This window comes from Kitasatospora sp. NBC_01250, from assembly GCF_036226465.1.
In the GTDB taxonomy this organism is placed as follows: Bacteria; Actinomycetota; Actinomycetes; order Streptomycetales; family Streptomycetaceae; genus Kitasatospora.
Window position 1 is genome coordinate 341,029 of sequence record NZ_CP108476.1, and the last position, 22,823, is coordinate 363,851.

Below are 22,823 nucleotides of genomic sequence, written 5' to 3' on the forward strand. Positions count from 1 at the left end.
GGGCCGCCTGACCGCCGGACCGCCCGGCCGCCCGGCCGCCGTCAGGGGCGCGGGATGGGGACGCCCGCGGCGCGGAGCTTGGCCTCGATCAGATCGGCCATCCGGGCCCCGGCCGGTGACTGGTTGCCGAAGCGGCTGATGAGCCGGTACCGGGTCGCGGTCTCGGTGCGGGCCTGGAAGCTGGTCACGGTCTTCAGCTGTGCGGGGTTGGCGAGGTAGTGGTCGGCCATGGCGGTGGCGAGCTCGTCGATGCGCGGGTCGTCCGGATCCCAGGCCACGGCTTCGGCACCGCGCCTGACCAGGGCGACGAACCGGGTGTCCCGCAGGGCTTGTTCGCCGTGGTCGAGGTAGTCGTCGAAGCTCTCCGGGACCAGGGCCCTGGCCAGCACCCAGCCCTCCCTGGTGGCCGCCACCTCGTCTGCGGTGAAGCCGAGGCTGGCCATCCGCTCCAGCAGCACCACGGCGCGGTCGGGCAGCAGCGCCCGGTCGCCGTCGGCAAGCCGGAGCAGCGTGTCCCGCTGCACGGTCAGCGCTGATGACGGTGGCGGTCAGCCAACGGAGCATCATCGCGTAGTCGGCGGGGACGATCCCGGCGGCGACGGCGCCGCCGATCCAGGCCTCCGGGTCGAGGTCCTGGTGTGCGACGGGCCGTCCGGTCACGGCGGCGATCAGGTCGGCGACGTCGCCGACCGTGAGGGCCTGCGGACCGGTGGGCGCGTACACGGCGCCGGCGTGGGCCTCGGGGGCGAGCAGCGTCTCGGCCGCGACGGCGGCGATGTCGGCCGCGTCGACGAAGGCCTCGGTTCCGCTGCCGGCGGGGACGGTGATCGCGCCGCCGATGAGGGGCAGGTGGCTGTCGGTGACGTTCTGCATCACCCAGGCGGGGCGGACCACGCAGTGGGTGATGCCCGTTCGGGCGGCGAGGTCGGCTTCGACGGCCTTGATGTCGATCCCCGGTGGGGCGGTGTCGGCGCCGTAGGTGCTCAGGCAGGTGACGTGGCGGACGCCTGCGGCCTCTGCGGCGCCTACCGGTTCTCCGGCGACATCGGCAACGGGCTGCTGGAGGCGGCGCTGGCCAGGGAGCAGCTGCGCACGGGCCGACTCGGCCTGGCGGGCATCGCCCGCAGTGTCGGCTACGGCTCGCCCTACGCCTTCGCGGCCGCATTCCGCCGCCACCACGGCGAACCGCCCGGCGCCTGGCGAGAACGGGAGTCGACGCGCGAGGAGGAACTCCGGCCGAGCGGCCCCCGCATCCACTGACGCCGGGCAGTCGGGCAGTCGGGCAGTCGGGCAGTCGGGCAGCACTGTGCATGACTCCGGACGACACCGTGGGGTGACCGGCCCGTCAGTGGCCACCGTCGGCGTTGAGCCGGGCGGCCTGGCGCGTCAGGTGGTCGCGCTCGGCGAGGTTGGGGGCCTTGCGGGCCGCCTCGGCGTACAGCCGGGCCGCCGTCGCCAGGTCACCGTCACGCTCGTGGAGGTAGGCCGCCACCGCGGCGTGGCGGGGCAGTGCGGCGTCCAGCGCGGCGAGCGCCGCCAGGCCGGCGCGCGGTCCGTCCGCCTCTCCGACGGCGACCGCGCGGTTGAGCCGGACGATCGGGCTGTCGGTCAGGCCTGCGAGCTCGTCGTACCACTCGACGATCTGCACCCAGTCGGTCTCCTCCGCGGTGGGCGCATCGGCGTGGAGCGCCGCGATGGCGGCTTGGGCCTGGAACTCGCCCAGCTTGTCGCGGGCGAGCGCCGTCTGCAGGATCGCGACCCCCTCGGCGATCGACCCGGTGTCCCAGCGGCCGCGGTCCTGCTGGGCGAGCGGGACCAGGCTGCCGTCAGGCGCGATCCGCGCGGCCCGCCGGGCATGGTGGAGGAGCATGAGGGCGAGCAGCCCCGCCACCTCGGGATGCTCGACGTGGGCCGCGAGCTGCCGGGTGAGCCGGATGGCCTCGGCAGCGAGATCGACGTCGCCGGAGTAGCCCTCGTTGAAGACCAGGTAGAGGACGCGCAGCACGGTGGCGACGTCGCCGGGCCGGTCGAACCGCACGCCGGAGACGGTGCGCTTGGCCCGGCTGATGCGCTGTGCCATGGTCGCCTCGGGCACCAGATAGGCCTGGGCGATCTGGCGGGTGGTCAGCCCGCCGACGGCGCGCAGCGTGAGCGCGACGGCCGACGCGGGCGTCAGCGACGGGTGGGCGCACAGGAAGTAGAGCTGGAGCGTGTCGTCCAGCGCCGGCGCGGGCCCGGGCGGCGGCTCCTCGTCGACGCGGTCCTCGCGCCGGCGGCGGGCGGCGTCCGCCCGCGCCTGGTCGAGGAACCGGCGCCAGGCCACGGTGACCAGCCAGCCCTTCGGATCCCGCGGCTGGTCGGCCGGCCAGACGCGCAGCGCCTCGACGAGCGCGTCCTGCACAGCGTCCTCGGCCGCCGCGAAGTCGGCTCCGCGGCGGACGAGGATCCCGAGCACGCTCGGGGTGAGGCTCCTCAGCAGGGCCTCGTTCATCGCTGAGGTCACTCCGTGATGCAGGGTGCCGCGCCCAGGAACGGGCGCACCTCGAGCCACTCGTGGATCGGCCTGCCGCCCGCCCCGGGGGCGGCCGACAGCTCCCCGGCCAGCTCGACGGCGCGCTCGTAGCTGTCGACGTCGATCACCATCCAGCCGGCGATGAGGTCCTTGGTCTCCGCGAACGGTCCGTCGGTGACCGGCGGGCGCCCCTCGCCGTCGTAGCGGACCCACGCTCCCTCGGGGGCGAGCGCCTGACCGTCGACGAACTCGCCGGTCTTCTCCAGCCGGGCGGCGAAGTCGTTCATGTACTGCATGTGGGCCGAGATCTCCTCCGGGCTCCACCGGTCCATGGGCACGTCGTTGGCCGGCGCCGGGGCGCCGCGGTAGTGCTTGAGCAGCAGGTACTTGGCCATCGTGGTTCTCCTCGGTGATCGTGCGACCCATTGTGGTCGCGTTCACCCCGGGGACGGAGCCGGACGCGGGTTCTCGACATCGCCGCCGAAATTTTTTTGCGGTGGAACGCCCAGGAGGTCGGGCACGGCGCGCCATGGTCGCCGAGCTGCGCTCCCCGGGGCCGCACGGCTGTTCCCGCCACGCACTGGCATCCGCGCCGACGCAGGCGCCGGTAGGCACGCACCGCCTGGGGCCGTGCGGCGGTCTACCGGATGAGGTCGACCGGTGTGTCGAGTCGGGTGAGCTTCTGCGGGTTGGCCGTCGCGTAGATCCGGGTGATGCGCCCGTTCTCGACCGTGAGGCTGACCGCGGCCCCTGCGGTGGCGGATCCGATCCGGAGCGCGGGAGCGCCGTCGAGCCACACCGCCGTCGTCCCGATGACGCTGCGGTCGGTGCCGGCGACGTGGCTGCGGGCCCGCCGTGCGATCTGCCGGACCGCGGCGGGGCTCTTGCCCACGGCCTCGGCGACCTCCTCGAACGGGACGCCGAACACCTCGCGGAGCACGAACACCGCCCGCTCGGTGGGGCGCAGCGTCTCCAGGACGGCCAGCATCGCAATCGAGACGCTCTCCGCGAGTTCCACGTCGTCGGCGACATCGGGGTGGGTCAGCAGGGGTTCCGGCAGCCACTCGCCCACGTACTCCTCGCGGCGGCGGGAGAGCGTCCGCAGGCGGTTGAGCGCCTGGCGGGTGACGGCCCGAACGAGGTAGGCGCGCGGCTCGTGGACCTGGGAGCGGTCGATGTCGGCCCACCTCAGCCAGGTCTCCTGCAGGACGTCCTCCGCATCGGCCGCGTCCCACGCCCCCGCCGCCCACGTCTGTGACAACCACAGCCCTGAGAGTCTGCCGGGCTACTGGACCGTCTCCGCCGCCGGTGACGGGGTGGCAGGCGGAGCGCTCGGGGCCATGGTGCCCGTGTCCCATCCCGGCAGGCTCGGCAGCACCGCCTCGGCGATCCGGTACAGGCTTGCCTCGTCCGGGGTTCCGGCGTCCTGGCGCCAGATCGCGAGCTCGTAGGAACCGCCGTGCCCGTCCGGGTGCTTGCCGATCACGAGGTTGTGCGCGACCCCGCCCGGCTCGGACGAGGCGGGGCCGCCGCCGAGCGAGAAGCTGAAGCCGAAGGTGTTCATCTCGTAGGTGGTGCTGAGGTGGCCGAGCACCTGAGCGCGGTGGTGTGCCGCGGTGCCCATGATCTCGGCATCGGTCACGTCCAGGTCGTCGTCGTCCGTCAGGCGCAGGGAGATCTGGCCGATCTGGACCTCGGCGCCGTGGACGACCTCCTTGGTGCCGTCCGAGCTGGTCCAGTGGGTGGGACCGGGCCCGGCGACGGTGACCCGGTCCATGGGTGCCCCGACGAGGACCGGCAGGTCGGGCCGGTTCAACGCGGCGCAGAGCGCCGGGTACCTGGGGGAATCGTCGGCGGTTGCGGCCTGGCAGGTCGCCGCCGCGGCGGGCTTGCCCGCGGCGTCCTGCCGGTGCTGCAGCACCAGCAGCCCGGCGACCAGCACCCCGCCCATCGCCAGCGCCGCCACCACCTGGGCGCCCACCCGTATGTCCGGTTCCTTGCCCGGCTCGCTGCCGGGCTCCGCCGACAGCCCTGTCCCCTGCTGATCAGTCACGGGCGAACAGTATCCAACGATCCGTTCGAATGCGCAGGACTTATCGGAGCGTCAGCCGTCGTTCGCTGTCACCGTTGTGCGGGTCGGGGCGCGTGGTGGCGTCGGACCCGGCCCCTATCCTTGGGGGCATGGAGTCGGACAGGATCGAGCTGAGCGAACGCGAACTCCGTGAGATCACAGGCTTCGCGGCGGACTGTGCGCGCAGGGCGCTGTCGATCTTCGAACGGGATCTCCCTGCCGACCCGCGCCCTCGCGACGCCATCGATGCGGCACGCGCTTTCGCCGAGGGCGGGCGGCGCACGGCCGCCCTGCGGCAGAGCGCGTGGGCGGCGTTCAGAGCGGCACGGGAGGCCGGTTCGCCCGCCGCGGTCGACGCGGCGCGGGCGGCCAGCCATGCGGCGGGCGCGGCGTACCTTCATCCCCTGGCGGATGCCCATCAGGTGAAGCACATCCTCGGCGCGGCAGCGCATGCGGCACGGGCAGAGGAGTTGGTGTCCGGAGAAGACCCGCGTGTCGGCGCGGGCACCCTTGCATGGGCGCGGCATCATGCCCCGCCGGCGGTCACCGCGGTACTCGGCCGTCTGCCCGCCGCGCCTGCCGGGGGCGGTCGCACGGGAGAGTTCATCCGCGAGCTCGACGCCGCTCTGCGTGCCTGAGGGCGGTGCGGCCGGAGGGACCGCCCGGAGGGACTCTTCCAGCGTCAACAGCTGCTTGGTGCCTCAGGGTTGGCCCTTTATTGATCTTTGGCCGGCGAGAGCCCCCCTGCTATCGTGCGCGCATGTCATCGATCAAGCAGTTCCAGGTCACCTTTGACTGCGCGGAACCCGAGCGCGTCGCTCGCTTCTGGTGCGAGGTGTTGGGGTACGTCGCACCGCCGCCACCGAAGGGGTCCGCCACCTGGGACGAGTACGACGACTCCCGAGCCCCTGAGGATCGGGGTTCGTGGTTCGCCTGCAGTGATCCCTCAGGTGTGGGCCCGCGACTGTACTTCCAGCGCGTTCCCGAAGGAAAGGCCGCCAAGAACCGGCTGCACCTCGATGTGAGGGTCGGCACCGGGCTCGTGGGTGAGGAGCGCCTCGCCGTGCTCGAGGCCGAGTGCACACGACTGCTCGCGCTCGGTGCGGTCCGGGTTCAACTGCTGTACGACGGCCATGATTCGTGCATCGTGATGCAGGACGTCGAGGGCAACGAGTTCTGTATCGACTGAGCACTCTCAGCGCCGCCACCAACGTCCCGGTCCCCTGCCGTGCCCCGCCGCGGCCCGACTCCAGTGCCCGAGGGAGTGACGGGCGTTGAGGGTTTGGGGGTGGCCCGGGCCGAGCACCCGCTCCATGGCCGACACCAGTTCCGCGAACTCCGCGGCGGCTCCGGCCGCGTCACCTCCTCGCCCGCGAAGATGGGCGTGGTTGTTGCGGATCATGAGGGTGTGGGGGTGGTCGAGGCCCAGTGTCCGCACCGCTTGCGGCAGCAGGTCGGCGTAGTCGGCGGCAGCTCCGGCCACGTCCCCCGCCATGGACCGGAAGTCCGCGAGGTTGGCGCGGACGGCGAGGGTCTGGGGGTGGTCGGGACCGAAATGGCGCACGGTGTCCGGCAGCAGTTCGGCGAACGCGGCCACTGCTCCGGCCGCATCACCCTCTCGTCCACGGAGCCGAGCGAGGTGGAGCCGGGCGGAGAGGGTGTCGCGGTGGTCGGAGCCCAGCACCCGCTCACGGTCGGCCAGCAGTGCGGCGTAGTCGGTGGCACCGGCCCGCGCATCTCCTGCCTCGCTGCGCCAACGAGCTTGATGGGAGCGGACGGTGAGCGTCTCGGGGTGGTCGGGGCCGAGCACCCGCACCAGGTCCGGCAGCAGCTCCGCGAACGCGGCGGCAGCACCGGCTGTGTCCCCGGACTCGCCCTGAAAGTGGGCGAGACTGGCGCGGACAGTGAGGGTGTCCGGGTGGTCCGGGCCCAGCACCGGCAGCAGGTGCTCCAGCAGTTCCGTGTACGCGGCCACGGCCGCGGCCGCATGCCCCGCCTCCCCCTGAGCATGGGCAAGGCCGCGGCGGGTGCTGAGGGTTATGGGGTGGTCAGGGCCGAACACCCGCGCCAGGTCCGGCAGCAGCTCCGCGAACGCGGCGCCGGCTTCGCGCGGGTCCCCCGCCTTCCACCGCGCGTGGGCGAGGCCGTGGCGGGTGCTGAGGGTTGTCGGGTGGTCGGGGCCGAACACCCGCGCCAGGTCCGGCAGCAGCTCCGCGTAGGCGGTCGCGGCTGCGGCCGGATCCCCCACCGTCCCGCGCCAGTGGGCCAGCGCGGAACGGGTGGTCAAGGTGTGGGGGTGGTCGGGGCCGTGCACCCGCTCACGGTCGCCCAGCAGTTCCGCGAACGCGGCCGCGGCGCCGGCCGGATCCCCCGACTCCCCGCGGGAGTTGGCGAGGCCGTGGCGGGTGGCGAGGGTGTCGGGGTGGTCAGGGCCCAGCACCCGCTCACGGTCGGCCAGCAGGGCGCGGTAGGCGACGACGGCGCCGGCCGCATCACCCGACTTCCCCTGCAGGGCAATGAGATTGTGGCGGGTGGTGAGCGTGTGAGGGTGGTCGGGGCCGAGCCCTCGCTCCTGGTCCGCCAACAGCTCCGCGAACGCGGCCCTGCCTCCGGCCGTGTCCCCCGACTCCCCCCGGGCGTGGGCGAGGCCGTGGCGGGTGGCGAGGGTCGTGGGGTGGTCGGGGCCGAGCACCCGCACCAGGTCCGGCAGCAGTTCCGCGAGCGCGGCCGCGCCCCCAGCCGTATCCCCCGACTGAACCCGGGCGGAGGCGAGGTAGTGGCGGGTGACGAGCGTGTGGAGGTGGTCGGGGCCCAGCACCCGCTCACGGTCGGCCAGCAGGGCGCGGTAGGCGACGACGGCGCCGGCCGCATCCCCCGATTCCCCCCGGACGTGGGCGAGGTTCTGGCGGACCATGTGGGTGTGGCGGTGGTCGCGGCCGAACAACTGCGTGACGAGCGCCAGCAGTTCCGTGAACGCGGCGGCGGCTCCGGCTGCGTCTCCCGAGAGCCCCCGAGCGTAGGCGAGGCTGTTGAGGGCGGAGAGGGTGTCGGAATGGTCGGGGCCGAGGCGACGCCTTGTTTCCACGACGTAGCGCTCGAAGTACTCGCGGGCGGCACCGGCCCGGCCGCCGTCGCCGAGGCTCCGGCCCGCGCGTTGCAGCACCGGGTGGGCGCGGGGATCGTACAAGGCGTCTTCGGCGTGGCCGGTCAGGGCGCCGGAATTGGCGCGCAGGGCCTGCACGAGGGCGGTGTCGCGCTCGACGTCGGGCCATCCGGCGACGAGCGCGTCGGCGGCGGTACGGGCGACCCGGTCGTGCTGGGTGGTGGTGAACGTGTCGCGGGTGGCGCGCTGGACGAGCCGGTGGACGCGAACGGCGTGGTGGGGGGTGTCGGGGGTGTGGTCGATCAGGTTGAGGCGGTGCAGAGCACGCAATGCGCCTCTCGCTTCCTCGGCCGCCACCGGGGCGGGTTCCTGTTCGCCGGTGGCACGGTCTTCGCCGAGGTGGGCCAGGGCGGGCGCGCCGGCCAGGACGTGGCCGGGGATGCCGTTGGGGTCGAGCATCGCGGCTAATCGGAGCATGGGCCGGGCGAGGCCGCCGGGGCGGAGCTGGTCGGCCCGTTCGATGGACAGTGACCAGGTGGCGGCCACGGTGGCCGCCTGGTCGTCGGGCAGGCTGTCGGCCTCGGGCACCAGGTCGGCCAGGTTCCGCTTCCGGTCGGCCAGCAGCCGTCGGTAGTCGGCGCAGGTGATGGCGGCGTCGACGATGTAGGCGACGGCTTGGGCGAGGGCGAGCGGCAGGTGGCCCAGATCGGCGCCCAGGCCGTCGATCTCCTCGGCGGGCTCGTGGCGGCCGTGGGTCCGGAGTGCGGTGGTGAGGTAGGCCGCGGCGTCGCAGGGTGCGAACACCCCCACCTGTACGAAACGCCGGCCCGGGCCGGCCAGGGCGGCATCGCGACGGCGGGTGGTGACCAGCGTCCGCCCGTGCGGACTGTCCGGCGGCCACAGCCCGCGCACATCGGACAGCTCGGCGAGGTCGTCGAGGACCACCAGCCACCGGCACGGCTGCTGACCGGCCTTGGGCTCCAGCCAGGCCAGGAACGCCCGCTCGGCCTGCTCCGGCTTCCTGGGGTCCGCCGCCAGCACCTCGATGCCGGCCTGCGCGTACCCGTCCTTGATCGCCTGGCGGCTGCTCGCGCTGATCCACACCAGCACGTCCACCCCGTCCTGCTCCCAGGCGGTGCGGGTGTAGTCGGCGGCCAGCTGCGTCTTGCCCACCCCGCCGCTGCCGGTCAGCACCTGGCTGACCACCGTGGTGCCTCCGCCGTCGGCCGCGTCCCGCAACTGGTGGACTTCGGCCCGGTGCTGGAAGGATCCGGCCCGAGGGGGGATCACCCCGACCTGATGCGGCCAGGCGGCCGGAGTTCGAGGTGGGGCGTGGTGGTGGACCTGCTCGGCGTAGCCGACGGCAACGCTGCCGTGATCGGCGAAGACGTCGAAGAGCCGAGCAGGAGTGGCCGAGATGTCTCCGGGTACGCTCAGCCCTGCTGCGGACCCGGCTGCGAAGGGTTTCCCAAGGTCACGTTCCCCATGGTCCACGCCGCTGCGGAGCCGTGGTCGGCGCGGATCCGCACATCCCCGACCACCGCTTGACCGCCGTCACCGACCGATACCGCGAAGGGGGCGTACTGGGCCAGCAGGGCGCGCAGCTCCTCGGCGGCGCGGGTCTGCTCGGCCCCGTCCAGGCTCTCCAACACGGCTTCGATCCGGGTCTGCCATGCGGCCTCCTGGCGGATCCGCACCCGCTCGGCCCCGGCTACCCCGGCGGACTCCAGCTCGCCGGCGGCCTGGTCCAGGCGCTCCAGCTCCGCCCGTTCGCGCAGCTCGTCACCGCGGCCGAACCAACGAGCCACCGCCTGCCGCAATCCGGCCCACACGTCCGTCCCCGCCGCCTGCACCACCGCGGTCCCGCCTGCTGCGGCCAACACCGCCAGTTCCTGAGCCAACATCCCCGTGCCCCTTCCGGTACGCGCCTGCACAGCACCTTACGCCGCATCAAGTGCCCGTTCAGCACCGTGAAGTAAGGACGCGTCAGATCGGTGACCGGTTTCCTCCGGCGATGCGCTTTCGACGCCAGTGGCCGAGGGGACGGTCAGCCGGACCGACGCGGCTGCTCGCCGGCCCGGCGCAGGGCGGCGGTGAGGGAGCCGGCCACGGGGTCGGCCGAGGGCTGGCGCGGGTGCAGGGCGGCGGGCGGCAGGGCGGCCCAGGTGAGGTCCGCGAGGTGCGCGGTCAGCTGGGTGACGCGTTCGCGCAGCAGTGCCTCGCGGTCCAGGGTGGCGAACGCCGGTGGCAGGAACTCGCGCAGTTCCTCGATCCGCTCGGCGGCCCCGGCGACCACCGTGCGCAGGACGCTCTCCCAACTGACGCCCTTGAAGCCGATGGTGATGTGCAGGGAGGGTTCGTCGCCGGTCTCGCCCGCGTGCACGAAGCCGCGCGGGATGTAGAGGCTCTGGCCCTCCTTGAGCACCGCGTCCAGCACCGGCTCGACCGCCTTCGGGTCGACCGTCAGCACGCGGCTGGGCAGAGGCCGCACCGGGCGGCCGACCCGCCAGCGCTTCGAGCCTTGCAGCTGGCGCAGGAAGACGCCGACGAGGTCGTAGTGGGGCGCGGCGCCGCGGCCCCGGGGCGGGGTGAGGAACGCGGCGCAGTCCACCTCGTAGTCGGTCTCGCGGGCGAGTTCGGCGGCGAACGCGGCCACCTCCGGGGCGTGCGTCTGCAGTTCCTCCAGCACCAGGGTGGCGCCCTGTCCGACCAGTTCGGCGATCCGGCCGCCGTCGGCCAGTTGCTCGCGGCTGCGCGGGTTGGTGCCGCGGTAGCGCCGGTAGTGCTCGTCGGGCAGCAGCTTCCCGTCGCGGAAGAGCCGCACGGCGGTCAGCGGGAGGCCGGTGTGGATCATCCGCTCGGCGGCGGCGAGCGAGAACACGTCGCCGAGATCATCCAGCCCCGAGCTGACGAACGGCTCGCGGTCCCAAGCGCGTTCGAGCCCGACGGGATCCTCCGTGAGCCTGCGCAGGCTGTCCATGGTACCTCCGGGTACGAGGCGGTCCGGGTCGGCGAGAGCTGCCGGCCCGGACTGGCGATCGGGGTGGGACGCGGTGACGGGGTGGTCAGGACGCGCCGGACTGGATGCCGCAGGGCGCGGCGTCCTCGTCATCCCCACCAGCGCTGTGCGCCACCACATCACCCGGCACAGCCGCCACGCCGAACTGAACACCACACGGCGCCGCGTCCTCGTCATCCCCACCGGCGCTGTGCGCCTCCACGTCGTCCGGGACGGCGTTGAACTGGATGACGCAGCCGTTTGCGGCGCCGTCCTCGTCATCGTCGCTGAAGTGTGCCTGCACGTCGGGGTTGCTCATGGGGACCTCCTCCGTCCGGGTCGAACCCGCGTCCGACACCACCGGCGACGCTAGGGGCGCCCGGTTGGGCCGCGGTATGCGCGCGGCTGCCTGGGGGCTTGGGCACGACGCACGGGACCTTTGCCGGTCCATCACTTCCTGCCCGCACTCTTGCGGGTCAGGGCTGCTTCGCCGAAGCTGACGGAACGGCCCGAACCGACTGCGAGGGGGACCGCATGCGCGGTGACGTCGTTCCGCCCGGTCGGCTGTGCTGTACGCTGCTCGGTCCGCTGCGGGTCAGCCGCGATTCGCGCCCGCTCGAACTCGGGCCCTACAAGCAGCGGTTGCTGTTGGCCGCACTCCTCTGTCGGGCCAACACGGTACTCTCGGTGGACCAGTTGATCGAGGCACTCTGGCCCGACGGCCAACCGCGCACCGCACGCAAGAACCTCCAGGTGTACGTCTCCGCGCTGCGCAAGATCATGCCCGACCACATCGACCACCTCCCCTACGGCTACACCCTCGTGGCGGATGCGGAGGAGTCCGACCTGCTGCGCTTCGAGGAGCTGACCGCCGCCGGCCGGCACGCGCAGCACCAGGGCGACCGGGCGGGTGCCGCGGAGCTGCTCGGCCGGGCGGTGCGGCTCTGGCGGGACCGGCCCCTGGTGGACCTGCTCGACAGCCCGTTCGCGGCCGAGGAGTCCCAGCGGCTGACCGAGCGCTTCCTGGCCGCCTACGAGGACTGGGCGGAGCTGGAGGTGGAGACCGGACGGGCGCACGGGCTGCTCGACCAGCTGGGCGAGCTGGCGGGCCACCACCCCTTCCGGGAGCGGCTGGTGGCGCTGCACATGACGGCGCTGGACCAGGTCGGCGGCCGGCGCAAGGCGCTGGCCTGCTTCGAGGCGCACCGCCAGTTCATCGCCCGGGAGCTGGGCCTGGACCCGAGTCCGTACCTGCGCCGCCTCTACCGGGAGATCCTGCTCGGCGAGTCGCCCGCTTCCCGGCCGGCCTCGGCGCCGACCGCTGCGGCGCCGGTCGGGGTGCGGATAAGACCAGCCCAACTCCCCTGCGACCTGTCCGACTTCGTCGGCCGGGACAAGGTGGTGGCGGAGTTGCGGGCGGCACTGACCGGCGCGGGGCCGTGTCCGGGCGTGGTGCTGGTCAGCGGGCCGGCCGGGTCCGGCAAGACGGCGTTGGCGGTGCACGCCGGCCACCTGGTGGCGGACCACTTCGCGGACGGCCAGGTGGTCTGCTCGCTCAGCCACCCGGACGGGACTCCCCGGCCCTGGCCCGAGGTGCTCGCCGAACTGCTGCGCAGTACCGGGCTGGAGATCGACCCGCCGGCCGGGGAGGCCGCCGCGCTGGCGCTGTGGCGCTCCTGGCTCGCCGAGCGGCAGTTCCTGCTGGTGCTGGACGGCGCGACCAGTGAGGCGGACGTGCGCCGGCTGCTGCCCGGGCGCAGCCGCAGCCGGACCCTGGTGACCACCGCCCGCCGGTTCGGCGCGCTGGAGTGCGTGCACCGCGTGGAGCTGGACGAGTTCAGCTCCGCCGAGGCCGGGGAGCTGCTGGCCCGGGTGCTGGGCGGGCCGCGGGTGGCGGGCCACGAGCAGTCGCTGGACCGGGTCCGGGAGCTCTACGGGCTGTCGCCCGCGGTGGTCCGGGCGCTGGCCGCGAAGCTGACCGTGCTCGGCCACCTGTCCCTGCGCGAGTACGCCGACCAGCTGGTGCGCCTGCCGGCCGCGCTGGACGAACTGCGGGTCGGCGAGGCCTGCCTGCACGACGGCTACCGCCGCTTCCACCAGGGGCTGGCCCCGGCGCAGCGGGCGGCCTTCGGGGCGCTGGGCGCGCTGCCTGCGGCCCCCTTCGACCTGGCGCGCCTGCAGGCGGTGATCGACGGGGTGGACGGTCTGAGCGGTCCGGCCCAGCGGGTGGCCGAGGAGCTGCTGGAGGCGCACCTGGTGAGCATCGCGGACGCCGGCGACGAGGCGGAGGTGGTGGCGCACACCGTCCGCTACCGGATCGCGCCACTCGCCCACCGCTACGCCGCCGCGCTGCACCGGGCCGCCACACCACCCGCGCGCTGACAGAATTTTGACGGTGAGTCAGATCGATCGAACGTCAGGTTCCCCCCGGTGGTGAGCGCTACCGCGCCATCCCCGCCAGCACCTCGTGCAACGACTCCACCAGCCGCAGTCCGCTGGCCCGCCGGTCCGCCGGCAGCTCGGCGAGCAGCTTGACGATCCCGGCCAGCTGCTCGAACTCCCCGCCGCCCCTGGCCAGTGCACCGCGCGCGGCGCGGGCGCGCAGCAGCCCGGCCAGCGCCAGGCCGGCCTGGCCGGCGAAGGCACACAGCAGGTCCAGGTCGGCCAGGGTGGAGCGGGACTGCGGGTGCGGGTCGAGGACCTGGAGAACGCCGAGCACCTCCTCGCGGTGCAGCACGGGGGCCGCCATGATCGCGTCGGGCACGTAGCCGGTGCGCTCCGCCAGGTCCTGGGCGAAGAGCCGGTTGCCGGACAGGCCGTTGACCGTCATCGGCTCCCCGGTGTCCACCACCCAGCCGGCGATGCCGCGGTGGGCCGGGAAGCGGGTGCCGACCAGGAACTCCTCGCCCTCGCCGGAGACCGCCTCGAAGACCAGCTCGTCGCCCTCGCGGTCGAACAGGAAGATCGAGCTGGCCGCCGCACCGAAGATGGAGCGCGCCACCTGTACGACGGAGGACAGCAGTTCGCGGTCGTCGGGGCCGGGGTCGGCCAGCACGCCGGAGATCACCGCGGCCAGCGCCGCGGGGTCCAACGGGTCGCCCGCAGGCTGCTCGGTCATCATCGGGCTCCTCGCACGTTGGCTGCCGTCAGGTAGAGGATGGTCTTCAGCTCGAAGGTGGTCAGGTCCCGGTGTTTGGAGAGGATCAGCGCGCTGAGCCCGGCCACGTGCGGGGCGGCGAAGCTGTTGCCGGTGTTGCGGGTGCTGCCGCCGTTCAGCGCGGCGACCGGCACGGCCTGCCCGCGGGCGAAGAACTCCACCGGCGGGGTGGGGTTGTAGAGCACCAGGCTGGAGTCGTCCTCGGCGTGGCTGCCGACCGAGACCACCGAGGAGAACCGCCACGGAAAGCTCTCGACCCGGGCGTTGTGCGCGGAGGCGACGATCACCGAGCGGCGGAAGTAGGCCCGGTCGGCCAGCTCCCTCAGCCCCTGGCTGAACTGCGGGCGGGAGGTGGACAGGCTGAGGTTGATCACGTCGAAGCCCTGGTCGATCGCCCAGCCGAGCCCGGCCAGCAGGGCCTCGCCGCTGCCGCTGCCGTTCCCGCCCAGGATCCGCACGCTGTGCAGCTCGCAGGCCGGTGCGACCTGGCGCACGATCCCGGCGCAGGCCGTGCCGTGGCCGCAGATGTCCTCGGCGGGCACCGGTACCACCGTGGCCTCGCCGCCGCGCAGCACCACCGCGTGGCTGCCGGCCAGGCCGCCGATCAGCGGGTGGCCGGCCTCGACGCCGCTGTCCACCAGGCAGACCCGCACCCCGGCGCCGTCCGCCCCGCCGAACGCCCATGCGGGGGTGATCCGTTCGGCTCCCGCGGCGGCGATCGCGATGTCCTGCGGGCGGCGGTCCAGCAGGTTCCAGGTGAGGGCGGCAGCGGGGGTCGTCACGGGGCGGCCCACTCGGCCAGCAGGCGGTCGGTGCGCGCCAGGGCCACCAGGTGCCCCTTGGCGGCGAACTGGCGGCGGGCCGCCAGCAGGGCGGCGCGGGCCTGCTCGGGCAGGCCGGCGGCCCGCCGGGCGTGAGCCAGGTCCAGCGCCGCGGTGCCGCGGTCGGCGGGCGAGTCGGTGCGGTGCGCGAGGCGGACCGCACGGCGGGCCAGCGCCAGCGCCTGGGCGTGCTCGCCGCGCAGTGCGTGGATCCGCGCCCGCACCCCGCACCAGTCGGCCGCCGTGCTCGGCTGGTCCTGCGGCACCGTCAGGCCGCCGAGGAGCGCCGTGGCAGCCGCGCAGTCGCCGTCCGCCAGTCGCAGCCGGGCCAGCTCCAGCGCGCAGCTGCGCGCCAGCGGCTGGGCCTGCATGGCGCGGGCCGCTGCCAGTGCCTCGGTCAGCGCCCGCGCGGCCCGGGCGGGCTCGTCGGCCAGTTGGGCCAGCATCCCCTCCAGCAGCGGCCCGAAGGCGCGGCCCTCGGCGTGCGCGAGGGTGTCCATCGCCTGCCGGGTGGCGGCCAGGCTCTGGGCCGCCAGGTCGGCGTGGCCGCGCACCGCGTGCAGCACGGCGAGCGGGAAGCCGAGCGTGCTGCGCACCGCCGGCCGATCGGCGCCGTGCGCCGCCAGCAGGTCCCGGCAGCGGGCCACGGCGGTGTCGGCCGGCTCCGGGCCGCGCCAGAGCGAGAGGCCCATGGTGCCCAGGGTGTTGGCCACCTCCCGGTCGGCCGCGGCGGCCAGCGCGTGGCTCAGCGCCCGGTCCAGCTCGTGCAGCGCCCGCGCGTGGCGGCCGCGCTGCCGGTGGCCGCCGGCCAGCACCAGCGCGCCGCGGGCCAGCCCCAGCCGGTCGCCGGTGCGCACGAAGACCGGCAGGGCTTCGGCCGCGGCCCGCTCCAGCTCGCGCTGGTCGCGGGCGGCGGCGGCCAGGTGCAGCCGGGCGTGGGCGGCCACGCCCGGCGCGCCGACGGCCTCCGCCTCGGCCACCGCCCGGGTGAGCGCCGCACGGGCCTCGGCCGCGCTGCCCATGGTCAGGTGCACCTCGCCCAGGCGCTGCAGCAGTTCGGGGCGGCCCGCGTCGCCGGGCTCGGTCAGCTCCGAGGCCCGCTGGAGCAGCGCCAGCGCCCGGGGCAGGTCGACCCGGCCCAGCGCGCCGGTGCCGGCCCGGACCAGGTGCCGCACCGCCCGGCGGCGCAGCGTCGCGGTCGCCTGGTCGAGTCGCCCGACCGCGCTCAGGTAGCGGTGCGCCTGCTCCAGGTGGGTGCCGACCAGGGCATCGGGCCGTCCGGTGGCCAGCAGGAACTCGGCGTAGCACTGGTGCAGTTCGCCGCGCCGCAGCTTGGTCAGCCCCTCGTAGGCGACCCGTTGGGTGATGCCGTTGACGAAGCAGTGGACCGACCCCGCGGTACGGCGGACCGGCTGGACCAGCCCGCGCCGGGTGAGGGTGCGCAGCACGGCGGTGCGTTCGGCCTCGTCGCCCTCGGTCAGCTCGGCCAGGTCCGCGGCGTCGAACTCGCGCCCCACCACGGCCGCGTGGCGCAGCGTGCGCCGCTCGGCCTCGGCCAGCCGGTCGATCCGGGCCGCCAGCAGCGCCTGCAGGGTGGGCGGCAGCTGCTGCACCGAGCCGGTCTCCTCGACGGTGGCCGCCAGTTGCTCCAGGTAGAGCGGGTTGCCGTCGGCCTGGGCGACGATCTGCTCGGTGGCGGCGCCGTCGTGCAGCGCGAGGTCGACCAGGTGGGCGGCCAGCACCGCCGAATCGGCCGCGGACAGGCCGGTGAGGGTCACGGTGCTGGTGTTGGCCAGGCCGCTGCCCCAGCCGGGGCAGGTGTCGACCAGCTCGGGACGGGCCAGGCAGAGCAGCAGGATCGGCAGCCCGCGCACCTCGTCGACCAGGCGCTCCAGCAGGTCGATCAGCGGCGGCTCGGCGTGCTGCAGGTCGTCCAGGACCAGCACGACCGGGTGGGCGCGGCTGCGCTCGGTCAGCACCTGGGCGATCGCCGCGCAGGTGGCGTCGACCGACGGGGCCGGGGCGCCGTCCAGCAGCAGCCCGCCGCGCAGCAGGGCGACCGCCGCGGTGGTCCGCTCGTCCGCGGCCGGCTCGGCGACCAGCGGTTCCAGGCAGCCGGCCAGCGCCTGCAGCGGACCCTCGGTCCCGCCCGCCCGGCAGCGCCCGGTGCCGACCGGACCGGTGCCCGGGGCGGTGCGGCGCAGCCACTCCTCCACCAGCCGGGACTTGCCGATGCCCGCCTCGCCGAGCAGCGTCAGCACGTGCACGTCGCAGCCCTCCGCCACCCTGCGCCAGGCCAGGTCGAGTTCGTTCAGGTACCGGTCGCGCCCCAGGAACGGCACGTCGAAGCGGCGCGCCCGCTCCGGGTCGGGGGCGCTCATCCCCAGCAGTCGCCCGGCCTCGACCTGGTGGGCCACGCCTTTGAGGTGCAGCGCGCCGACCCGCTCGACGGCGGGTCCGGGCCCGGCCGCGCGCCAGGTCCGGTCGCTGAGCAGCACCGCGCCCGGTTCGGCCGCCGCCTGCAACCGGGCGGCGATGTTGACGACTTCGCCGGAGACCAGCGCCTGCCGGCGGGCCGGGTCGACGGTGGTGACCGCTTCGCCGGTGTGCACCCCGATCCGGATCCGCAGCCGGACACGGTGCTCGCGTTCCAGCTCCGTGTTGAGCCCCTCCAGCGCGGCGGGCAGCTCCAGTGCGGCGGCCAGCGCCCGGTGGGCGTCGTCCTCCCGGGTCGCGGTGAGGCCGAAGACGGCCATCACGGCGTCCCCGATGAACTTCTCCACGATCCCGCCGTGCGCCTCGATCCGCTCGCGCATCAGCGCGTAGTAGCGCAGCAGGATGGTGCGCAGCAGCTCGACGTCGAGCAGTCCGGACAGCTGGGTGGAGTCGACCAGATCGCAGAAGAGCACGGTGACCACCCGGCGCTCCTCGGCCGCCTGCGCGCCGTCGACCGGGAGGCCGCAGTGGGCGCAGAACCTCGCCCCCGCGGGCAGGTCCACACCGCAGGACGTGCAGCCGCCCGGCTGGATGGTCATCTGTCAGACCGTCAGATCGCCGATGCACCAAGGCATTTCGCCAAACTCCTCGTCCAGTGCGTGCAGTACGACGTCGGGTTCGGTCGGCTCGTCGGCGGCCTCGGCAGCCCCCACGACCCCCGCGACCCCGGCGGCCCCCGCAGCCGGCGCGCTCCGCGCGGGAGCAGCACGGTCGTCGAGCGGCGAACCTGCGGGTGTGGACCCAGCAGGCGTCGGCCCGGCGGGTGTCGGTCCAGCAGGCGTCGGCCCAGCAGGTGTCGGCCCCGCGGGTGTCGGCCCCGCGGGTGTCGGTTCGGTCACCTCGATCAGGCCCCTTCGCTGACGCCGGGCGGGCTCCCGGTAGGGTTCGAGGCTAGGGCGGAGCGCCTGGCCCCCGGTTTGCGTCCGGTATGCCGCCGGCGTCCGCCCAGCGGTCAACTCTGCGCATACCGAGGCCAAACCGCGCGCTCCTAGCCTCCCCGCCGTACCGCGCACGCCAGGACGGCGACCGCCCGTGACCTCCGGAGGTATCAGTGATCGGCACCCGGCTGGACGACGTCGACGCGCCGCGGATGATCAGGACCGAGCGCGGCTGGTGGTTCATCGGCAACGGCACCTGGACCCTGCTGAAACCCGAACACGTCCTTCCCGACGGTTCGTTGCGCGCGGACATCGACACATTCCTGCGCGACGAGGGCGCCTTCCGCGAACGCACCACCAAGTCCTTCTCGCTCACCGTGCTCACCAGCACCGCCTGCAACCTCGGCTGCGGCTACTGCTTCCAGAACACCGGCCAGGACCCTGAAGGCGGCCACCGGCCACCGCGGATCGAGCGGCAACTGCTGGACACCCGCACGATCGACCGGATCGTCGGCTTCACCGCCCCGCGGATGGCGGACGCCGGCCTCGAACGCCTCTTCCTGCTGCTGTTCGGCGGCGAGCCGCTGCTCAACCCGGCCGGGTGCCTGGAGCTGCTGCGGCGCTGCCGGTCGATCGGCCTGCACCGGGCGGCGATGACCAGCAACGGCGTGCTGCTGCACCCGCGCCGGGCGGTCCAGCTCCACGACGCCGGGCTGCAGGCGGTGCAGATCACCTTCGACGGCAGCCGGACGGACCACGACGCCACCCGGGTCACCCACACCGGCGGCGGCACCTTCGACCGGATCGTGGCCAACGTGGCGAGCGCCACCGAACGGACCGGCCTGCGCTGGAACTTCCGGGTCAACGTCTCGCACCACAACGCCGACCGGGTCGGGGAGCTCTTCGCCCAGCTGGAGGGCCGCACCGACCCCAGCCGCTGCACCGTCACCTTCGCCTGGGTCGGCGACTCCGGCATCGGCTACCAGAACGACCTGGGCCGCACCGCCTCCGTCGCGGACCGCTTCGTCGAGTGGAGCATCGAGAGCCTGGAGCGCGGCTACCGGGTGGTGCGCCCCTCGATGCACACCACCTGCCAGATCTGCTCGACGCCCGGCGGCGCCCAGGGCGCGGTGGTCAACGCCGACGGGACCCTGTTCAGCAGCTGGCAGTCGGCGGGCAAGCCCGGCATGGAGGTCGGCCACATCGACCACGGCTACCTGGACCCGACGAGCGTGCCCGAACGCTGGGTCAGCTGCGGCTACGAGTACGCCCAGGCCGACACCGGGGTGATGGACCGCTTCCAGGACGAGGTCGACGGCCGGGTCCTGGACTACCTGCTCGCCAGCGGCCGGCTGTGAAGGGGAGGACGGCCGTGGCGGCGCTGCGTGATCACGTGCTCTGGAGCAACCCGGACCTGCGCCGGTCCTTCCTCGGCAACCTCACCTCCAACCTCGGCTCCGCGATCTCCGGCCTGGCCTTCCCGCTGCTGGTGCTGAGCCTGGGCGGCAGCGCGGTCCAGGCGGGCCTGGTGGCCACCGTCTCGCTGGTCACCCGGCTCGGCTTCCGGCTGCCCGCCGGCGCCCTGGTCGACCGCTGGAACCGGCGGGTGGTGATGATGGCCACCGACCTGGTGCGCTGCGCCACGCTGGCGAGCATCCCGCTGGCCGCGCTCTGGTCCACCCCGCAGTACTGGCAGCTGCTGCTGGTCGCCGTGGTGGAGGGGCTGGCCTCCGCGCTGTTCGGACCCGCCAACTCGGTGCTCACCCGCGACGTCGTCAGCGAGGAGCAGCTCTCCCAGGCACTCGGCGCGGACCAGGCGATGCTGAACACGGTCTCGCTGGCCGGGCCCGCGCTCGGCGGCGTGCTGTTCGCCGTGGACCGGATGCTGCCGTTCGCCGTCGACGCCGTCAGCTACGCCGCCTCCGCGCTGCTGATCCTGCGCATCACCGTCCGCCCCGCGGCCGCGCCCGGCGCCGCGGAGCCCACGGAGCCGGCGGAGCGCGGCGCGACCGCGGGCCTGCGCTGGCTCGCGGCCCACCGCGAGCTGCTGGTGGTCCTGTTCTACGCGGCCGTGGTCAACCTGGTCGCAGCCGCCGTCGACGTGGTGGTCATCCTGGAGCTGCGCGAACGCGGCGCCTCCGGCACCGTGATCGGGGCGGTCATCGCCTGCATCGGGGCCGGCGGGATCGTCGGCGCACTGTTCGCGCCGTGGCTGGTGCGGCGGCTGAGCATCCCGGCCATGGTGCTGGCCATCGGCGTGATCTGGACCGCCGAGCTGGCGGTGTTCACGGTGGCGTTCCAGCCGGTGCTGGTCGGGGCGCTGCTCGCCGTGATGATGCTGCTCTCCCCGGCAGCCGGGGTGGCGGTCTTCCAGGCCCTGCTCGGCAAGACGCCGCGGCACCTGGTCGGCCGGGTCAGCGCGGCCACCAGCCTGTTGCTGAACGGCCTGGCCGCGCTCGGCCCGGTGGCGGCCGGCGCGGCGTACCAGGCGATCGGCGGCACCCGGACCTGGCTGGTGCTCGCCCTGCTGACCGGCGCGGCCACCTTGGGCGGCTGGCTGGCCCTGACGGCCACCAGGGCGCGAGCCGTCGCCGACAGCGCCGTTCTCGCCCACGCCGAGGGAGACCGCCCGTGAGCGACACCCGCGCCGCCGACCCACCCGCCCAGCAGCCGGGCCAGCCGGGCCAACCCGCGGATCCGTACCGCTGGCTGGAGAACGCCGACGATCCCGCGGTGCGCGAGTGGACCGAGAAGCAGGAGGCCGCCTATCGCGCCGCGGCCGACGGCTGGCGTTCGCGGGCGGGCGCGCGGGAGCGGCTGCGCGTCCTCCTCGACCGGGTCGGCACGCCCTCGGCGCCGCGGCCGGCCGGCGACCGGCTCTTCCTGGCCCGCTGCCGCCCCGGCGGCGAGCTGCCGGAGCTGGTGGTGGTCGAACCCGACGGCACCGAGCGGGTCCTGGTCGATCCGGCCCTGGTCGACCCGAGCGGCAGCACCACCCTGGAGGAGTTCGAACCCTCCTGGGACGGGCGGCTGCTCAGCTACCAACTGGCCCCCGGCGGCACCGAGAACGCCGTGCTCCTGGTGCTGGACGTCGACTCGGGCCGACTGCTCGACCCGCCGATCGACCGGGTCCGCCGCAGCACGGTCGCCTGGCTGCCCGACAGCAGCGGCTTCTACTACGTGCGCCGGCTGCGCGCCGAGGACCAGTACCACCGGCGGGTCCGGCTGCACCTTCTCGGCACCGATCCCGACACCGACCCGGTGGTGTTCGGTGCGGGCCGGGAGAGCACCCAGCACTACACCGTGCGGATCAGCCCCGACGGACGCCTGCTCGCCGTCAGCGCCGGTGCGGGCACCGCGCGCCGGCGCGACCTCTGGCTCGCCGACCTGACCGGCGCACCGCCCGAGGCGCCGCGCTGGCGCCCGGTGCAGCAGGACCTGGACGCCCGCACGGTGCTGCGCCCGCGCCGCGGCCCCCTGTGCCACCTCGTCACCGACCTCGACGCCCCGCGCGGCCGGCTGGTCACCACCACCGCCGACCGGCCCACCCCCGACACCTGGCGGGACCTGATCCCGCAGGACCCGCACGCCGTGCTGGAGGACTTCGCCGTCCTCGACGGCGCCGACCTGGACCGCCCGCTGCTGCTGGTCGTCCGGACCCGGCACGCCGTCTCCGAGGCCACCGTCCACGACCTCGCCGACGGGCGCGAGCTCACCCGCCTGCCGCTCCCGCCCTGCAGCACGGTCGGCCGCCTGCGCGTCGCCGCCCAGGACGCGCACGAGGCCTGGTTCACCTGCACCGGCTTCGCCACCCCGACCACGGTGCTGCGCTACGACGCACGGACGGGCGAGTTGACGCCGTGGCAGGAGCCCTCCGGCGCCGTCGCCGCTCCTTCCGCCGGCACCGCGGGCACCGCGGGCACCGTCACCGTCCAGACCACCTTCACCTCCCGCGACGGCACCCCGGTGCGGATGTTCGTCCTCTCCCCCACCGGCGCCCCCGACCGCCCCCGCCCCACCCTGCTCACCGGCTACGGCGGCTTCGGCCAGTCGCTCACCCCCGTCTACTCCCCCGAGGCCCTCGCCTGGGTCCAGGCCGGCGGTGTCTACGCGGTGGCCAACCTGCGCGGCGGCGGCGAGGAGGGCGAGGAGTGGCACCGCGCCGGAACCCTCGACCGCAAGCAGAACACCTTCGACGACTTCCACGCCGCCGCCGACCACCTGGTCGACGCCGGCTGGACCACCCCCGAGCGCCTCGGCCTCTGGGGCTCCTCCAACGGCGGCCTGCTGGTGGGCGCCGCGCTCACCCAGCGCCCGGCGGGCTGCGCGGCGGCGGCCTGCGTGGCGCCGCTGCTGGACATGGCCCGCTACGAGCTCTCCGGACTCGGGCCCAGCTGGGTCGGCGAGTACGGCAGCGCGGCCGACCCCGGGCAACTCGCCGCCCTGCTCTCCTACTCCCCCTACCACCACGTCCGCCCCGACACCGCCTACCCCGCCGTCCTGCTCGCCGTCTTCGACGGCGACAGCCGGGTCGACCCCCTGCACGCCCGCAAGATGTGCGCGGCCCTGCAACACGCCACCACCAGCGCCCGCCCCGTCCTGCTCCGCCTCGAACGCGGCACCGGCCACGGCGCCCGCTCCACCTCCCGCCTGGCCGACCTCTACGCGGACCTGCTCGCCTTCTTCGCGGAGCAACTGGGGCTGCCGCTGTAGGGGCCGTGCGGTGAGGGTCAGTTGATCACCAGGATTCCCGGTTTCGCAGCGCGGTGACGACCACTCCCCTAGGG

At 74.4% G+C, this 22,823-nt stretch carries 19 protein-coding genes; 7 read left to right on the forward strand and 12 right to left on the reverse strand.

Annotated elements, in window-relative coordinates; translation table 11 throughout:
• Positions 1 to 41: 41 nt before the first annotated feature.
• Positions 42 to 524 (reverse strand): hypothetical protein, encoded by a 483-nt coding sequence (locus OG500_RS01695; protein WP_329575652.1) that lies wholly within the window; start codon positions 522 to 524, stop codon positions 42 to 44.
• On the opposite strand from OG500_RS01695, the gene OG500_RS01700 reads away from it, so the two are divergent.
• Complete coding sequence (locus tag OG500_RS01700; RefSeq protein ID WP_329575653.1) at positions 511 to 1,260, forward strand: helix-turn-helix domain-containing protein; 750 nt, start codon at positions 511 to 513, stop codon at positions 1,258 to 1,260. The genes OG500_RS01695 and OG500_RS01700 overlap by 14 nt on opposite strands.
• Positions 1,261 to 1,345: 85 nt before the next feature.
• On the opposite strand, the gene OG500_RS01705 is transcribed toward OG500_RS01700, so the two are convergent.
• From OG500_RS01705 to OG500_RS01720, 4 genes are all read right to left on the reverse strand, one after another.
• Positions 1,346 to 2,491 carry an RNA polymerase sigma factor gene (locus tag OG500_RS01705; protein ID WP_329575654.1) on the reverse strand — a complete coding sequence of 382 codons (1,146 nt, stop codon included), beginning with the start codon at positions 2,489 to 2,491 and terminating at the stop codon, positions 1,346 to 1,348.
• A gap of 8 nt (positions 2,492 to 2,499) precedes the next feature.
• Entirely contained in the window at positions 2,500 to 2,907 is a 408-nt protein-coding gene (locus OG500_RS01710; RefSeq protein WP_327064550.1) for a YciI family protein, read from the reverse strand.
• Between the two features lie 245 nt (positions 2,908 to 3,152).
• A complete protein-coding gene (locus tag OG500_RS01715) occupies positions 3,153 to 3,773 on the reverse strand; it encodes a sigma-70 family RNA polymerase sigma factor (RefSeq protein ID WP_329575656.1) in 621 nt (206 codons plus the stop codon).
• A gap of 24 nt (positions 3,774 to 3,797) precedes the next feature.
• Positions 3,798 to 4,565, reverse strand: coding sequence for a DUF6215 domain-containing protein (locus OG500_RS01720; protein ID WP_329575659.1), 768 nt, complete (start codon positions 4,563 to 4,565; stop codon positions 3,798 to 3,800).
• Positions 4,566 to 4,693: 128 nt separating this feature from the next.
• Here OG500_RS01720 and OG500_RS01725 point away from each other — a divergent pair, with 128 nt between their 5' ends.
• Entirely contained in the window at positions 4,694 to 5,221 is a 528-nt protein-coding gene (locus OG500_RS01725; protein WP_329575662.1) for a putative immunity protein, read from the forward strand.
• Between the two features lie 122 nt (positions 5,222 to 5,343).
• On the forward strand, positions 5,344 to 5,772 hold the full coding sequence (locus OG500_RS01730; RefSeq protein WP_329575665.1) for a VOC family protein: 429 nt from the start codon (positions 5,344 to 5,346) through the stop codon (positions 5,770 to 5,772).
• A 6-nt stretch (positions 5,773 to 5,778) separates the two neighbouring features.
• On the opposite strand, the gene OG500_RS01735 is transcribed toward OG500_RS01730, so the two are convergent.
• The 4 genes from OG500_RS01735 to OG500_RS01750 form a co-directional block, all read right to left on the reverse strand.
• Positions 5,779 to 8,976 (reverse strand): tetratricopeptide repeat protein, encoded by a 3,198-nt coding sequence (locus OG500_RS01735; RefSeq protein WP_329575668.1) that lies wholly within the window; start codon positions 8,974 to 8,976, stop codon positions 5,779 to 5,781.
• Positions 8,977 to 9,119: 143 nt separating this feature from the next.
• Positions 9,120 to 9,590: a hypothetical protein gene (locus OG500_RS01740; RefSeq protein ID WP_329575671.1), complete on the reverse strand. Its 471-nt coding sequence runs from the start codon at positions 9,588 to 9,590 to the stop codon at positions 9,120 to 9,122.
• A 143-nt stretch (positions 9,591 to 9,733) separates the two neighbouring features.
• Positions 9,734 to 10,666: a JmjC domain-containing protein gene (locus OG500_RS01745; protein WP_329575674.1), complete on the reverse strand. Its 933-nt coding sequence runs from the start codon at positions 10,664 to 10,666 to the stop codon at positions 9,734 to 9,736.
• 85 nt (positions 10,667 to 10,751) lie between these two features.
• A complete protein-coding gene (locus OG500_RS01750) occupies positions 10,752 to 11,003 on the reverse strand; it encodes a hypothetical protein (RefSeq protein ID WP_329575678.1) in 252 nt (83 codons plus the stop codon).
• Between the two features lie 215 nt (positions 11,004 to 11,218).
• On the opposite strand from OG500_RS01750, the gene OG500_RS01755 reads away from it, so the two are divergent.
• On the forward strand, positions 11,219 to 13,066 hold the full coding sequence (locus tag OG500_RS01755; RefSeq protein WP_329575681.1) for an AfsR/SARP family transcriptional regulator: 1,848 nt from the start codon (positions 11,219 to 11,221) through the stop codon (positions 13,064 to 13,066).
• Between the two features lie 58 nt (positions 13,067 to 13,124).
• On the opposite strand, the gene OG500_RS01760 is transcribed toward OG500_RS01755, so the two are convergent.
• From OG500_RS01760 to OG500_RS01770, 3 genes are read right to left on the reverse strand one after another with little or no spacing between them, the layout of a single operon-like run.
• Positions 13,125 to 13,802 carry a GAF domain-containing protein gene (locus OG500_RS01760; RefSeq protein ID WP_327064559.1) on the reverse strand — a complete coding sequence of 226 codons (678 nt, stop codon included), beginning with the start codon at positions 13,800 to 13,802 and terminating at the stop codon, positions 13,125 to 13,127.
• A complete protein-coding gene (locus OG500_RS01765; RefSeq protein WP_329575684.1) occupies positions 13,802 to 14,623 on the reverse strand; it encodes a S8 family peptidase in 822 nt (273 codons plus the stop codon). Before OG500_RS01765 ends, OG500_RS01760 begins: the two co-directional genes overlap by 1 nt.
• Positions 14,620 to 17,697, reverse strand: a complete 3,078-nt coding sequence (locus tag OG500_RS01770) for an adenylate/guanylate cyclase domain-containing protein (protein ID WP_329575687.1) — start codon at positions 17,695 to 17,697, stop codon at positions 14,620 to 14,622. The genes OG500_RS01765 and OG500_RS01770 overlap by 4 nt, the downstream gene beginning before the upstream one ends.
• A gap of 512 nt (positions 17,698 to 18,209) precedes the next feature.
• On the opposite strand from OG500_RS01770, the gene OG500_RS01775 reads away from it, so the two are divergent.
• Genes OG500_RS01775 through OG500_RS01785 form a run of 3 tightly spaced genes read left to right on the forward strand, consistent with a single transcriptional unit; the run spans position 18,210 to position 22,749 of the window.
• Positions 18,210 to 19,394: a radical SAM protein gene (locus tag OG500_RS01775; protein ID WP_327064562.1), complete on the forward strand. Its 1,185-nt coding sequence runs from the start codon at positions 18,210 to 18,212 to the stop codon at positions 19,392 to 19,394.
• Between the two features lie 14 nt (positions 19,395 to 19,408).
• Entirely contained in the window at positions 19,409 to 20,671 is a 1,263-nt protein-coding gene (locus OG500_RS01780) for an MFS transporter (RefSeq protein WP_329575692.1), read from the forward strand.
• Positions 20,668 to 22,749, forward strand: coding sequence for a prolyl oligopeptidase family serine peptidase (locus OG500_RS01785; protein WP_329575695.1), 2,082 nt, complete (start codon positions 20,668 to 20,670; stop codon positions 22,747 to 22,749). The genes OG500_RS01780 and OG500_RS01785 overlap by 4 nt, the downstream gene beginning before the upstream one ends.
• Positions 22,750 to 22,823: the final 74 nt, after the last annotated feature.